12 protein-coding genes are annotated in these 14,035 nt (G+C 73.9%); 8 read left to right on the forward strand and 4 right to left on the reverse strand.

Annotated elements, in window-relative coordinates; all coding sequences use genetic code 11:
- The first annotated feature begins 2 nt into the window (after positions 1-2).
- From hypB to hypD, 6 genes are read left to right on the forward strand one after another with little or no spacing between them, the layout of a single operon-like run.
- Positions 3-767: a hydrogenase nickel incorporation protein HypB gene (gene hypB / locus KBY90_RS00255; protein ID WP_254966385.1), complete on the forward strand. Its 765-nt coding sequence runs from the start codon at positions 3-5 to the stop codon at positions 765-767.
- Positions 764-3,208: a carbamoyltransferase HypF gene (hypF, locus tag KBY90_RS00260; RefSeq protein WP_254966386.1), complete on the forward strand. Its 2,445-nt coding sequence runs from the start codon at positions 764-766 to the stop codon at positions 3,206-3,208. The genes hypB and hypF overlap by 4 nt, the downstream gene beginning before the upstream one ends.
- Before the next feature lie 35 nt (positions 3,209-3,243).
- Complete coding sequence (locus KBY90_RS00265) at positions 3,244-3,516, forward strand: HypC/HybG/HupF family hydrogenase formation chaperone (protein WP_254966387.1); 273 nt, start codon at positions 3,244-3,246, stop codon at positions 3,514-3,516.
- Positions 3,513-7,256 (forward strand): pyruvate:ferredoxin (flavodoxin) oxidoreductase, encoded by a 3,744-nt coding sequence (nifJ, locus tag KBY90_RS00270; RefSeq protein WP_254966388.1) that lies wholly within the window; start codon positions 3,513-3,515, stop codon positions 7,254-7,256. The genes KBY90_RS00265 and nifJ overlap by 4 nt, the downstream gene beginning before the upstream one ends.
- Complete coding sequence (locus KBY90_RS00275) at positions 7,253-8,266, forward strand: dihydroorotate dehydrogenase-like protein (RefSeq protein WP_254966389.1); 1,014 nt, start codon at positions 7,253-7,255, stop codon at positions 8,264-8,266. Before nifJ ends, KBY90_RS00275 begins: the two co-directional genes overlap by 4 nt.
- Positions 8,263-9,462: a hydrogenase formation protein HypD gene (gene hypD, locus KBY90_RS00280; protein ID WP_396122469.1), complete on the forward strand. Its 1,200-nt coding sequence runs from the start codon at positions 8,263-8,265 to the stop codon at positions 9,460-9,462. Before KBY90_RS00275 ends, hypD begins: the two co-directional genes overlap by 4 nt.
- On the opposite strand, the gene KBY90_RS00285 is transcribed toward hypD, so the two are convergent.
- A complete protein-coding gene (locus KBY90_RS00285) occupies positions 9,405-10,469 on the reverse strand; it encodes a phytanoyl-CoA dioxygenase family protein (protein WP_254966391.1) in 1,065 nt (354 codons plus the stop codon). The two genes, hypD and KBY90_RS00285, sit on opposite strands and share 58 nt — an antisense overlap.
- A 77-nt stretch (positions 10,470-10,546) precedes the next feature.
- Here KBY90_RS00285 and hypE point away from each other — a divergent pair, with 77 nt between their 5' ends.
- Positions 10,547-11,560, forward strand: a complete 1,014-nt coding sequence (gene hypE / locus KBY90_RS00290) for a hydrogenase expression/formation protein HypE (RefSeq protein WP_254966392.1) — start codon at positions 10,547-10,549, stop codon at positions 11,558-11,560.
- Here the strand turns inward: hypE and KBY90_RS00295 are convergent.
- Positions 11,522-12,094 (reverse strand): hypothetical protein, encoded by a 573-nt coding sequence (locus tag KBY90_RS00295; protein WP_254966393.1) that lies wholly within the window; start codon positions 12,092-12,094, stop codon positions 11,522-11,524. The genes hypE and KBY90_RS00295 overlap by 39 nt on opposite strands.
- Positions 12,095-12,339: 245 nt before the next feature.
- Between KBY90_RS00295 and KBY90_RS00300 the strand changes: the two genes are divergently transcribed.
- Positions 12,340-12,492 carry a hypothetical protein gene (locus tag KBY90_RS00300; RefSeq protein ID WP_254966394.1) on the forward strand — a complete coding sequence of 51 codons (153 nt, stop codon included), beginning with the start codon at positions 12,340-12,342 and terminating at the stop codon, positions 12,490-12,492.
- Positions 12,493-12,532: 40 nt separating this feature from the next.
- On the opposite strand, the gene KBY90_RS00305 is transcribed toward KBY90_RS00300, so the two are convergent.
- Both KBY90_RS00305 and KBY90_RS15045 read right to left on the reverse strand, forming a co-directional pair.
- The gene (locus KBY90_RS00305) at positions 12,533-13,234 is read right to left on the reverse strand and encodes a hypothetical protein (protein WP_254966395.1); all 702 of its coding nucleotides are present in this window, start codon (positions 13,232-13,234) and stop codon (positions 12,533-12,535) included.
- Between the two features lie 85 nt (positions 13,235-13,319).
- Positions 13,320-13,940 carry a helix-turn-helix domain-containing protein gene (locus KBY90_RS15045; RefSeq protein ID WP_254966396.1) on the reverse strand — a complete coding sequence of 207 codons (621 nt, stop codon included), beginning with the start codon at positions 13,938-13,940 and terminating at the stop codon, positions 13,320-13,322.
- Positions 13,941-14,035 lie beyond the last annotated feature (95 nt).

Below are 14,035 nucleotides of genomic sequence, written 5' to 3' on the forward strand. Positions count from 1 at the left end.
CCATGTGCCGCGACTGCGCCTGCGGACAGCCCGCCTCCGAACCTGCCGGCACCATCCGCACCCTGCCGCTGCACACCGCCCTGCTGCAGCACAACGATGCCGGCGCCGCCGCCCTGCGCCAGCGCTTCGCGGCCGCCGGCGTGCGGGCGGTGAACCTGCTCTCCTCCCCCGGCTCGGGCAAGACCGCCCTGCTGGAGGCCCTGGCCCGGCGCCTGGCGGAGGGAGGGGGCGACCCTGATCGGCTGGCGGTGATCGTGGGCGATCTGGCCACCGACAACGACGCCCGCCGCCTCCAGGCCGCCGGCCTGGCCGCCGCGGCGATCACCACCGGCCAGGCCTGCCACCTGGAGGCGGCGATGGTGGCCGAGGGGCTGCACCGCCTGCACCACCAGGGGGTGGCGCTGGAGCAGCTGGAGCTGCTGGTGATCGAGAACGTGGGCAACCTGGTGTGTCCCGGTGCCTACGACCTGGGCGAGAGCCTGCGGGTGGTGCTGGTGTCCACCACCGAGGGTGAGGACAAGCCGCTCAAGTACGCGCCGATCTTCCACGGTGCCGATCTGGTGCTGATCACCAAGATCGACCTGGCCGACGTGGTGGGCTTCGACCGCGCCGCCGCCCACGCCGCCATCGCCCGCGTCGCCCCCCAGGCCCGGGTGCTGGAAACCTCCGCGCGCAGCGGCGAGGGCCTCGATGTCCTGATCGCCCTGCTCGGCCTGGCCCCCGCTCCCGCCCCTGCCCCTGCCGCCGTTCCCGCCCTGGTGCCATGAGCGCCGAGGCCCGGCTGCGCCTCCTCTGCCGCGGGGTGGTGCAGGGGGTGGGCTTCCGGCCACTGGTGCACCGCCTGGCCAGGGAACTGGCGCTGGTGGGGGAGCTGGAGAACGTCGCCGGCGCCGTGCGGCTGGAGTTGCAGGGGGAGCGCTGGGCGCTGGAGCAACTGGTTCGGCGGCTGCCCGCGGCGTTGCAGCCCCCCGGCGCTCTGGAGCCACTGGAGCCTGACTGGCTCCCGCCCCGCCTGCCGGCGCCCCGAGGCCTGCGCATCGCCGCCGCTGCCGCCCAACCCCTGGGCCCCGGCCTGATCGCCCCGGCCCTCGCCGCCGACCTGGCCCCCTGCCCCGCCTGCCGCGCCGAGCTGGCCGACCCCGCCAGCCGCCGTCACCGCTACCCGTTCATCAGCTGCAGCGCCTGCGGGCCGCGCTACTCGATCGCCACCGCCGAGCCCTTCGCCCGCGCCCACACCACCCTGGCCGCCTTCCCGCTGTGCGAGGCCTGCCGGCGGGAGTTCGAGGATCCCGCCGACCGCCGCTTCCACGCCGAGACCATCGGCTGCCCGGCCTGCGGGCCGCGGCTGCGGCTGCTGGCGGCGGACGGCGGCGCGCTGCCCGGTGAGCCGATCGCCGCGGCGGCCGCGCTGCTGCGCGTCGGCGGGATCCTGGCGCTGCAGGGGGTGGGCGGCTTTCAGCTGCTGGTGGATGCCACCCAGCCGGCGGCCGTGGCGCGGCTGCGGCGGCGCAAGCGGCGTCCCGCCAGGCCCTTCGCCCTGCTGGTGGGCGAGCCGGGCTGGGTGGCGGCGGAGGTGCGTATCGGAGAGGCGGAGGAGCGCCTGCTGGGCTCGCCGGCAGCGCCGATCGTGCTGCTGCGCCGCCGCCACGACCCGGCTGCGGCGGCGGTGGTGGCCGAAGCGGTGGCGCCGGGCAGCCCGGCCCTGGGGGTGATGCTGCCCGCCTCGCCGCTGCACCAGCTGCTGGGGGCGGCCGTGGGCCGCCCGCTGGTGGCCACGAGCGGCAATCCCAGTGGCGAGCCGCTCTGCGTCGATCCGGAGGAGGCGCGGCAGCGGCTGGGGGCCATCGCCGATGCCTTCCTGGTGCACGACCGTCCCATCGCCCGCCCCCTCGACGACTCGCTCGTGCAGCTGATCGACGCCCGGCCGCTGCTGCTGCGCCGGGCCCGCGGCTACGCCCCGGCCGCCCTGGAGCTGCCGGTGCCACCGCCCGCCGATCGCACCGTGCTGGCCCTGGGCGGCGACCTCAAGGCGGCCCCGGTCCTGGCCCGCGGCGGGCGCATCTGGGTGGCGCCCTACCAGGGCGACCTGGCCGGGGCCCGCCAGCAGCGGGCGGTGGCGGCGGGGCTGGAGGAGCTGCTGCGGGACCAGGCCCCACCGGAGCTGGTGGCGGATGCCCACCCCGGCTACGTGAGCCGGGCCCTGGCGGAGCGCCTCGCGGAGCGCCGGGGCCTGCCCCTGCAGCTGGTGCAGCACCACCGGGCCCACGGTCTGGCGGTGGCGGCCGAGCACGGCCTCGAGGGGCCGCTGCTGGTGTGGGCCGCCGACGGGCTGGGCTACGGCCCCGGCCCCGGGCCCTCGCTCTGGGGCGGGGAGCTGCTGCTGCTCGATGGCGGCGGCGAGGCGGAGCGGCTGGCCTGCCTGCGGCCCTGGCCGCTGCCGGGCGGGGAGCGGGCCATGCGCGAGTCGAGGCGGGCGGCCCTGGGGCTGCTGCTGGCGGCCGATCCGGCCCTGCTCGATCACCCCGGCGCCCGCGCCTGCCGGGACGCCTTTGCCGAGCCGGAGCGGCGGTTGCTGGCGGACGCGGTGGCCAGCGGCTGCAACGCCCCCCTCACCTCGGCCCTGGGACGGCTGTTCGACGCCGTTGCCTCCCTGCTGGGGGTGGTGCAGGAGCAGAGCTTCGAGGGGGAGAGCGGTCTGCTGCTGGAGGGGCTGGCGCACCGCTGGCGCGAGCGGGCGGGGGCTGGGCTGGAGCCGGAGGCGAAAGCGGAGGCGGAGCGCGCGACTCTGCCTTTGGTGCTCGCGCCTCTGGTGCCTGCCCCCCTGGCGCCCGCGCCGGCGGGTGCGGCTCCGGCGCTGCCCCTGGGCTGGCTGGACTGGGAGCCGCCGCTGCGCCGGCTGCTGGCGGCCCGGGCGGCAGGGGAGGATGCAGCATCCCTGGCCGCCGGCTTCCATGGGGCGCTGGTGGCGTCGCTGGTGGCGGCGGCGCAGCGGGCAGCCGAGACCACGGGCTGCCGGCGGGTGGCCCTGAGCGGCGGCTGCTTCCAGAACGCCCTGCTGCTGCAGGGCTGCATCGACGGCCTGCGGGCCGCCGGCCTGGAGCCCTGGTGGCCTTTGCAACTGCCGTGTAACGACGGCGGGCTGGCCCTGGGCCAGCTGTGGGCAGCCCTGAAGCACCGGCCTATAACGAAATCGGGCGCCCCCTCCTGAACGCCGGGCGCCTCCGCACCCCGCACGTCCGCCCCATGTGCCTGGCCACGCCCGGAGTGATCCTGGCGATCAGCGACGGCCATCCCGTGGCCGGCACCTGCGCGGCTGATCCAGCTGCCGGGGCTGCAGCGACGGCCGATCCGCTCTGGCGCTGTGCCGAGGTGGATTTCGGCGGCGTGCGCCAGCAGGTGAGCCTGGCCTGCCTGCCGGAGGCGGTGGTGGGGGATCGGGTGCTGGTGCATGTGGGCGTGGCCCTGAGCCTGGTGCACGACGACGACGAGCCAGCCCTCCGCCTCCCGCTCCCATGACCGCCACCCAGACCAGCCCCGGCCCTGACGCCACCACCGCCACCGCCACGATCACGGTGGACGGCAACGAGGCCGTGGCCCTGGTGGCCTATCGCCTCAACGAGGTGATCGCCATCTACCCGATCACCCCCGCCTCGCCGATGGGCGAGTGGGCCGACGCCTGGGCGGCCGAGGGCCGGCCCAACCTCTGGGGCTCGGTGCCGTCGGTGGTGGAGCTGCAGAGCGAGGCCGGGGCCGCCGGCACCGTGCACGGCGCCCTGCAGGCCGGCGCCCTCACCACCACCTTCACGGCCAGCCAGGGGCTGCTGCTGATGATCCCCAATCTCTACAAGCTGGCGGGGGAGCTCACACCGGCGGTGCTGCACGTGGCCGCCCGCTCCCTGGCGGCCCAGGGGCTGTCGATCTTCGGCGACCACAGCGACGTGATGGCCACCCGCGGCACGGGCTGCGCCATCCTCTGCTCCGCCTCGGTGCAGGAGGCGGGCGACTTCGCTGCGATCGCCACCCGCGCCAGCCTGCGCAGCCGCCTGCCGTTCCTGCATGTGTTCGACGGCTTCCGCACCTCCCACGAGATCCAGAAGATCCATCCCCTGCCCGAACACACGCTGCGACAGCTGATCCCCGAGGCCGAGATCAGCGCCCACCGGGCCCGCGCCCTCAGCCCCGACCATCCGGTGATCCGCGGCACCGCCCAGAACCCCGACGTGTACTTCCAGGCGCGGGAATCGGTGAACCGCTTCTACGACGAAGCCCCCGGGCATGTGCTGGAGGCGATGGAGCGCTTCGGCGCGCTCACCGGCCGCCACTACCGCCCCTTCGACTACGTGGGGCCGGCCGACGCCGAACGGGTGCTGGTGCTGATGGGCTCGGGCTGCGAGACCGCCGAGGAGACCCTGGAGGTGCTGCAGGCCGCCGGCGAGCGGGTGGGGCTGCTCAAGGTGCGCCTGCTGCGGCCGTTCTCCGCCCGCCTGCTGGTGGAGGCCCTGCCGGCCGGCACCCGGGCGATCGCCGTGCTGGACCGCTGCAAGGACCCGGGCGCCAGCGGCGAACCCCTCTACCTCGACGTTCTCACCGCCGTCGCCGAGCAGTGGACCGCCGTGCACGGGACGGCCGGGGCGGCGGCGCTGCCGAAGGTGCTGGGCGGCCGCTACGGCCTCTCCTCCAAGGAGTTCACCCCGGCGATGGTGAAGGCCGCGTTCGATCACCTCAAGGGCGCGCTGGTGGGCGGCCCCGTGCTCAACCACTTCACGGTGGGCATCGACGACGATCTCACCCATCTCTCGCTGCCGCTGCAGGAGGACTTCGTCACCGAACGGCCCCTGGCCGGGGCGGGCGGTGGTGCGGGCAGCGCAGGTGAGGGTGGGGCAGGTGGCGAGGTGCGGGCCGTGTTCTACGGGCTCGGCTCCGACGGCACCGTGGGCGCCAACAAGGCGGCGATCAAGATCATCGGCGAGGGCACCGATCTGTTCGCCCAGGGCTACTTCGTCTACGACTCGAAGAAATCCGGCTCGGTGACGGTGTCGCACCTGCGCTTCGGGCCGCGGCCGATCCGCTCCACCTACCTGATCCAGCGCCCCACCTTCGTGGCCTGCCACCAGTGGGACTTTCTGGGCCGCTTCGATCTGCTCGCCGGCATCGAGCCCGGCGGGGTGTTCCTGCTCAACAGTCCCTACGAGCCCGCCGAGAGCTGGAGCCGGCTGCCGGAGAGCCTGCGCCAGCAGATCCGCGAGAAGCAGCTGCGGGTGTGGGTGATCGATGCCAGCCGCGTGGCGCGCGAGGCGGGCATGGGTTCGCGCATCAACACGGTGATGCAGGCCGGCTTCTTCGCGGTGAGCGGCGTGCTGCCGAGGGAGGAGGCGATCGAGCGCATCCGCACCTCGATCCGCAAGACCTACGGCCGCAAGGGGGAGGCGGTGGTGGCGATGAACCTGGCCGCCCTCGACGCCAGCCTCGATCACCTCCATGCCCTCGACTGGCCGCAGCTCGATGCCGCCGCCCCGGCGCCGGGCCAGGCCGCCGCTGCCGCCGCTGCCGCAGACACCGCCGACCCCTCCATGGCCGGGCGGCTGGAGCAGGCGCCGGCCTTCGTGCGCGAGGTGATCGCGCCGATGCTCGAGCGCCGCGGCGACGCGTTGCCGGTGAGCGCCCTGCCCTGCGACGGCACCTGGCCGGTGGGCACCTCCCGCTGGGAGAAGCGCAACATCGCCGCCGAGGTGCCGGTGTGGGAGAGCGATCTGTGCGTGCAGTGCGGCAAGTGCGTGCTGGTGTGTCCCCACGCCGTGATCCGCGCCAAGGTGGCCGAACCCCAGGCCTTCAGTGCTGCGCCGGAGGGCTTTCGCACCGCCCCGGCCCGCGACCACGCCTTCAGCGGCCAGACGTTCACGATCCAGGTGGCGGCCGAGGACTGCACCGGCTGCAACCTCTGCGTGGAGGTGTGCCCGGCGCGGGACCGCAGCGAGCCGAAGCGCAAGGCGCTGAACATGGCCCCGCAGCGGCCCCTGCGCGAGCAGGCCCGGGCCAACTGGGACTTCTTCCTGCAGCTCCCCGAGGCGCCGCGGGGTGGGCTCAACCTGCACAAGATCGGCCAGCAGCAGCTGCAGCAGCCCCTGTTCGAGTTCTCCGGGGCCTGCGCGGGCTGCGGCGAGACGCCCTACCTCAAGCTCGCCAGCCAGCTGTTCGGCGACCGCATGCTGATCGCCAACGCCACCGGCTGCAGTTCGATCTACGGCGGCAACCTGCCCACCACCCCCTGGAGCGCCAACGCCGAGGGGCGCGGCCCCGCCTGGAGCAATTCGCTGTTCGAGGACAACGCCGAGTTCGGCTACGGGATGCGCGTGGCGCTGGATCAGCAGCGCCGCATGGCCCTCGATCTGCTGCAGCGCCTGGCGGGCGCGCTGGCGGGTGATCAGCTGCCCCCGGCCCTGGTGGACGGGCTGCGCGACGCCGACCAGGGCGATGAGGCCGGCATCGCCGAGCAGCGCCAGCGGGTGGCCGAGCTGAAGCGGCGGCTGGAGGGCGTGGAGGGGCCGGAGGCCCGTCAGCTGCTGGAGCTGGCTGATGCCCTGGTGAAGAAGAGCGTGTGGCTGGTGGGCGGCGACGGCTGGGCCTACGACATCGGCTTCGGCGGCCTCGACCACGTGCTCGCCGCCGGCCGCGATGTGAACGCCCTGGTGCTCGACACCGAGGTGTACTCCAACACCGGCGGCCAGGCCTCGAAGGCCACGCCGCTGGGGGCGGTGGCCAAGTTCGCCGCCTCCGGCAAGCCCGCCGGCAAGAAGGATCTCGGCCTGATGGCGATGACCTACGGCCACATCTACGTGGCCAGCGTGGCCATGGGCGCCCGCGACGAGCACACCATCCGCGCCTTCCTGGAGGCCGAGAGCTATCCGGGGCCGTCGCTGATCCTGGCCTACTCCCACTGCATCGCCCACGGCATCGACATGGCCAAGGGGATGGCCCACCAGAAGCTGGCGGTGGACACCGGCCGCTGGCTGCTCTACCGCTACGACCCGCGCCGCGCCGAACGGGGCGAGAACCCGCTGCAGCTCGACAGTCCGCCGCCGCGGCGCAGGCTGGAGGAGGGGATGGCGGCGGAGAACCGCTTCCGCATGCTGCGCTATAGCCAGCCGGAGCGGGCCCGGGAGCTGGGCCGTGCCGCCCAGGCCGAGCTCGACCGCCGCTGGGCCGCCTACCGGGCCCTGGCCGGCGCTCCGGGCCAGTCCCAGGGAGACGCGTCATGAACGTGGGCACCGCCGTGGACCTGAGCACCACCTATCTCGGCCTGCCTCTGCGCACCCCCCTGGTGGTGGGCGCCGCCTGGCCCCTCAGTGAGCACCTCGAGCAGCTGCAGGAGCTGGAGCGCCAGGGGGCCGCGGCGATCGTGCTGCACTCGCTGTTCGAGGAGCAGATCGAGCAGGAGCAGCTCGACCTGCACTGGCATGCCAGCCATGGGGCCGAGAGCTACGGCGAGGCCCTCAGCTACCTGCCCGACACCGCCGTGCTGCACGAGGGGCAGGACCTCTACCTGCGCCTGATCGAGCAGGCCCGCCGCGGGCTGCAGATCCCGGTGATCGCCAGCCTCAACGGCAGCCAGCCCGGCCGCTGGGTGGAGACGGCGCGGCGCATCGAGGCGGCCGGCGCCCACGCCCTGGAGCTGAACATCTACGACCTGCCCACCGATCCGGAGCTGAGCAGCGCCGCGATCGAGAACCAGGTGGAGGAGATCGTGCGCGAGGTGCGCGCCGAGGTGCGGCTGCCCCTGGCGGTGAAGCTGAGCCCGTTCTTCACCAACCTGCGGGCCATGGCCCGGCGGCTGGGCCAGGCCGGCGCTGACGGGCTGGTGCTGTTCAACCGCTTCTACCAGCCCGACATCGACATCGAGGAGCTGGAGGTGCGTCCCAACCTGCTGCTCTCGGGGCCCCACGACCTGCGCCTGCCGCTGCGCTGGATCGCCCTGCTGCACGGCCGCGAGCCGGTGGATCTGATCGCCAGCGGCGGCGTGGCGCGCGGCACCGACGTGGTGCGGCTGCTGATGGCCGGCGCCTGCGCCACCCAGCTGGTGGCGGCGCTGCTGCGGCACGGGCCGGAGCGCCTGCGCGGCATCGAGGAGGAGCTGATCACCTGGCTGCTGGAGCACGACTACGGCTCGCTGCAGGAGCTGATCGGCTGCATGAGCCAGCAGCGCTGCGCCGAGCCGGGGGAATACGAGCGCGCCCAGTACATGCGCGTGCTGCAGAGCTACCGCCCGTGACCGTGACCGAGGCCGAGACCGAGACCGAGACCGAGACCGTGACCGAGACGCCGGCGTTGAGTTCCCCTGCCGCCCGGGTGGCCGAGCTCGCCGCCGAACTGGCCGCCATCACCACCCGGCCCTGGACCCTGATGGAGGTGTGCGGCGGCCAGACCCACGCGATTGTGCGCTGGGGTCTCGACCAGCTGCTGCCGCCGGGGGTGGAGCTGATCCACGGACCGGGCTGCCCGGTGTGCGTGACGCCGGCCGCCACCATTGACGCGGCCCTGGAGCTGGCGCGCCGGCCGGAGGTGATCCTCTGCTCCTACGGGGACATGCTGCGGGTGCCGGGCAGCGACCCCGGGGACGACCTGCTGGTCGTGCGCGCCGGCGGCGGCGACGTGCGCCTGCTCACCTCGCCGCTGCAGGCCCTGGAGCTGGCCGCCGGCCACCCCGAGCGCCAGGTGGTGTTCCTGGCCGTCGGTTTCGAGACCACCGCCCCGGCCACGGCGCTGCTGGCCCGCCAGGCCCTGGCCCTGGAGCTGGCCAACCTGTCGCTGCTGGTGGCCCACGTGCGCGTGGTGCCGGCCATGGCCACGATCCTGGCCGACCCCGGCAACCGGGTGCAGGGTTTCCTGGCGGCCGGCCACGTGGGCTCGGTGATGGGCCTGGCGGAGCTGCGGGCGCTGGTGGAGCGGCACCGGCTGCCGGTGGTGATGACGGGCTTCGAGCCCGCCGACGTGATGGCCGGTCTGCTGGCCTGCGTGCAGCGGCTGGAGGCGGGCCGGCCTGAGGTGGTGAACGCCTACGGGCGGGTGGTGCGGCCCCAGGGCAACGCCGCCGCCCAGGCACTCATGGAGAGCGTGTTCGCGGTGGTGGACCAGCCCTGGCGCGGCCTGGGCGTGCTGGCCGGCGGCGGGCTGGCCCTGCGCGGGGAGTACCGCCGCCTCGATGCCCGCGCGCGCTTCGCGGTGGATCGCCCCCTGCAGCAGCAGCCAGCGGAGCCCGGCGCCGACCCATCGCCCTGCATCGCCGGTGCGATCCTGCGCGGCCAGGCCACCCCGCCCGACTGTCCCGCCTTCGGCAGCGCCTGCACGCCGCTGCACCCGCTGGGGGCGCCGATGGTGTCGAGCGAGGGGGCCTGTGCCGCCTACCACCGCTACCGGCCAGCCCCAGCCGCTGCCGCAGCAGCCAAACCGGCGTCGATCGGCCCCTGACCGGCCGGTTTCCAGGGCATCTTCGCCAGCCCCAGCCCCTGCAGCCGCTCCAGCGCGGAGAGCTGCAGGCTGCCGACGCGGTCGCGCAGCCAGGGCAGGGCCAGGGGATCGAGGCCGTTCCAGGGCAGGTAGGGGTTGCGGCGCAGGGAGGCGTAGATCTCCACCCGGCAGGTGGGGTGGTCGCTGGCGGTGCGGCCGTGGAAGCCGCGGGTGTCGGCGACCACCAGGGTGTTGGCCTTCACGGCGAAGCGGCGCGCTGCCGGCAGACCCATGGCCGCCAGGTCGTCCGGCCCCACCCGGAAGGAGCCGCGGGCGTGGTAGGCCATCGGGTGATCGGCGGCCTCCAGGCTCTGGCGACGTTCCCAGGCCAGCCGCTCCGGGGTCATCCGGTGGGAGCCGGGAACGTAGGCGAAGGGGCCCTCGCTCTCGGCCACGTCGTGCAGGAAGAACCAGGCCTTGGCGATCGAGTGGAAGGTGTCGGCGTGGAGGGTGGCCTGGGGATCGGGCCGCTTGCTCGGCAGCCCGGCCAGGATCGCCTGCAGCGAGAAGATCGGCTCGGCGCCGGTGCCGGCCACGTAGCGGATCAGGTTGACGATCTCGCGGCTGGCCAGCAGCGCCTCCAGCTGGGGATGGCTGCCGCGCAGGCGGGCGCGGTCGAGGGCGACGCGGCGGGTGACGGCGTTGCCCTGGCGCATCTCCAGCCGCGGCCAGGCGCTGCCGTAGATCTCCCGCCTGAGGGCCTCGAACGCCTCGGGGGGCAGCAGGTTCTCGCGGATCACGTAGCCCTGCTCGGCGTACTGCCGCCGGTCGGCCGGATCGATGCGCCGGCCCAGGCGCCAGCGGCGCTGGGCGGTGACGGCGTCGGCCAGGCGGATGCGGCCCACGTGCAGGCCGAGCCGGTTGAGCCGCCGGCTGCCGATCACCGGGTTGTCGCGGAACGACTTGGCGCCGCTGAGCAGGGCCAGGGGGGCCAGGGCGGTGCGCAGCGCTCGGGAGGGTGTGGCCATGGCCATCGGGCGGCGGATCGCGCGGCGGATCTGCCATTCTCCGCCCAGCGCACCGGTCCGCCGCCCCACCCCTGCCGATGACCGAGCGGATCCAGCTGGCCCACGGCGGCGGCGGCAGCCTGATGCAGGAGCTGATCCGCCGCGAGCTGCTGCCGCTCTACGGCGAGCCCGCCCCGGTGCTGCACGATGCCGCCAGCCTGGCGCTGCCGGGCGGGCGGCTGGCCTTCACCGCCGACTCCTACGTGGTGCAGCCGCTGGAGTTTCCCGGCGGCGACATCGGCCGCCTGGCGGTGACGGGCACCGCCAACGACCTGGCCATGGCCGGGGCCCGGCCGGCTCACCTGAGCGTGGCCCTCATCCTGGAGGAGGGTCTGCCGCTGGCGCTGCTGCGCCGCATGGTGGTCTCGATGCGGGCGGCGGCGGGCGCCTGCGGGGTGAACATCGTGACCGGCGACACCAAGGTGGTGGAGCGAGGCAAGGCCGACCGCCTGTTCATCAGCACCAGCGGCATCGGCGTGATCGAGGCGGCCGAGCCGATCGGGCCAGGGGCGATCCGGCCCGGCGACGCCCTGCTGGTGAGCGGTGACCTGGGCCGCCACGGGGTGGCGATCCTGGCCGCCCGCCACGGGCTCGACCTGCAGCCACCGGTGCTCAGCGACTGTGCCCCGCTCTGGCCCCAGGTGGCCGCCCTGCTGGAGGCTGGCCTCACCCCCCACTGCCTGCGTGATCTCACCCGCGGCGGCCTGGCCAGCGCCCTGGCGGAGCTGGCCGAGGCCTCGGGGCTGGAGTTCGCGGTGCAGGAGCAGCGCCTGCCGGTGCTCGAGCCGGTGGCGCGCACCTGCGAGCTGCTGGGCTTCGAACCGCTGCACCTGGCCAATGAGGGCCGCTTCCTGGCGGTGCTGCCCGCCGCTCAGCTGGAGCGGGCCCTGGCAGTGCTGGCGGCCCTGCCCCACCCCACCGGGGCGGCCTGGATCGGCACGGTGCGGCCGCCGGCCGCCGGCGCCGGGCCGCGGGTGCTGCTGGCCACGGCCCTCGGCACCGAGCGGCTGCTCCTACCGCTCAGCGGGGAGCTGCTGCCCCGCATCTGCTGACGGACAGCGCCAGCAGGCCAGCCCGCCGCCCCGGCCGCGGGCCAGCAGCCAGCGGCCCTGGCCGTCGCTGCCGGCGGCGATCAGGGCGAAGAAGGGCTGCCGGCGGGGATCGCCCGGGGGCACGGGGCGGCGAAGCAGCCGCCTCGGGCCCAGCCGCAGCTCCAGCTCCTCGAAGCCGAACTGCAGCAGCGGCCGCCGCCCCACCAGGCGCCCCCAGCCGAGGAAGCGCAGTTCCAGCGCGCCGATGCGCACGCTGTTGGCCAGCCGCAGCGGCGTGCCGGGCCGCTCACCCTCAGCCGGGCTGATCGTGAGGCGGGCCCCCAGCAGCCGCAGCAGGGCCGCCGGAGTCTCCTGGGCAGTGGCCCGCTCGCGGCCCCAGAGGTGGCGCAGCTCCCAGGGACCGCTCACCTGGGCCGGGCCGATCCCCGAGCCGTGCCGGCGCGCCCGGCGCTCCAGTTCCAGCACCCAGGTGCCATCGCCGGGCGGGCCTGCGGGCGGGGAAAGACGCTCCGGACTGGGGGTCGCGCTGGGCAAGGAGGAGACCTGCTTCACATTGCTTGATGCCGTTCTGAGTATCCCTGCTCAACCTGCTTGTGCCCACAGAAGCCTGGCCATACGGTGAAAAACACCAGCCGCAACCCCATCGAGCCATGACTGTCCAGCCCGCGCAATCACAGCTTGATTCCGATCACCGCGGCGAACACCGCGCCGATCGTGGCTCCGATCTCCTCTCCGACCGGCTGGATGATGCACAGTTCAGCAGTGACGGGGCTGGCGTCATGGCGGAGGTGCTGGGTGTGGCCTCCCTGGAGGTGCACGCCGAGAGTTTCGGCGATCCGGTGGAGGCCTACTTCGAGTGCATCACCACCTGCTCCCTCGATGACGGGGAGTGCATCACCACCTGCACGGAACTCCTGCGCGAGCAGGTCTGAGGTCCTCCGGCGGTGATCCCCCCTGGGGATCCCGCCGGGTTCAGATGATCTCGACCGTGCCGTTGTTGCGCACCACCAGGGTGCCATTGAAGTTGAGGTCGATGCGTTCATCCCTCCGGCTGTTGATCGCCCCCACCACATCGAACTCGAACACGCGCAGCCTGTCGTCTCCCTGCTCGATCCGCACTTCCCTGCCGTTGCGGCCGCCGCCACGGCGGCTCACGTCATAGCGGCCGCTGGGCAGCAGCAGTGTGTCTTCGCCGTCGCTGCTGGCGATGATCCGGTGATCGCCGAAGCCGATGAAGGTGTTGTTGCCCTCGCCCATGTCGACGAAGCCGCCGCCACGGATGCCGCCTTCGCTCACATCCATCACATCGTCGCCGTCCTGCATGAAGATGAAGCGGCGATTGCGGATCCCCAGCTTTCCGCCAGAGGCTTCGATGCGGTCGTCTCCCGACCCCATGAAGATGAAGCCTCGGTTGACGATGCCCACCCCGTCGGCGCTGCTGCCGATCAGCAGGTCGTTGCCTCCGCCCATCTGCAGCCTGCCGCCCTGGCTGAAGTAGCCGGGGTCGCCGTTGCCGGTGCGACCGATGATCACGTCGTCGCCGCCGCGAGCGTTGATGAGATCGCGGCCCTCGGTGCTCACCCCGCGGCGCTCGTCGACCACCCGGTTGGCCCGCCGGCTCCAGCGGCCGCTGGTGGCGCCTGACCAGCCTTCAGGGGTGAGAATCGTTGTCAAATCCGGCAAGCGCGGGGCCGCGGGGATCCTCCCACCGTGTTCCCGGCAGGGTCAAGGTTGCCAGGCCGGGGCCGCCGTTCGGGGCTCAGGGGCCCTCCACCAGCTCCGGGGCCAGCAGCAGGGCGCCGCCGCCGGCCCCGGGCCGCAGCAGGTTCTGCCGGCGCAGTTCGCTGATCTGGCGGGTCACGGTGGAGCGGGTGCTGCCGATCAGTTCGGCCAGGCGGGCATGGCCGAGGGCGAGGGGCAGGTGGTAGCCGGCGCCGCTGCGGCGCCCGAAGCGCTGCACCAGCAACTGCAGCAGGGCGCGCAGGCGCAGATCGGCTCCCACCGGATGGCGCACCAGATGCAGTTCCAGCAGCCAGTCGCTGATCAGGTCGTGGCTCGCCGGGCACTGCGGCAGCGGCTGCATGTCGCAGCGCAGGGGCGTGAGGGCCTCCAGCAGACAGCTGGTGCTCGCCGGCAGCCGCAGCCAGGGACGTTCCTCGCGGGCGGCGAAGGCCAGAGTCACATCGTTCCAGTTGCGGCAGCCCGGCTGGCTGAAGGAGGCGGCGATCCGGCCGATGCCCCCATGCACCGTCAGCCGCAGACATTCGGCGTCCCGGGCGACCTGGGCCAGCAGCAGTGACTGATGGGCGCAGAGGGTGATGGAACGCGGCGACTCCAGGTGGGCTCGACCTGCGGTGATGGGCCCGATTGTGCAGTCCACGAGCTGCCGATTCGGCCCCCTCGATCCCTTGCGGTGCAAAGGAACCTGAGCAGGTGACCGGGGGCACGTCGGCGGGCGTCACCGGTCACGGCTGG

This window comes from Cyanobium sp. CH-040 (genome assembly GCF_024346135.1).
GTDB lineage: Bacteria > Cyanobacteriota > Cyanobacteriia > PCC-6307 > Cyanobiaceae > NIES-981.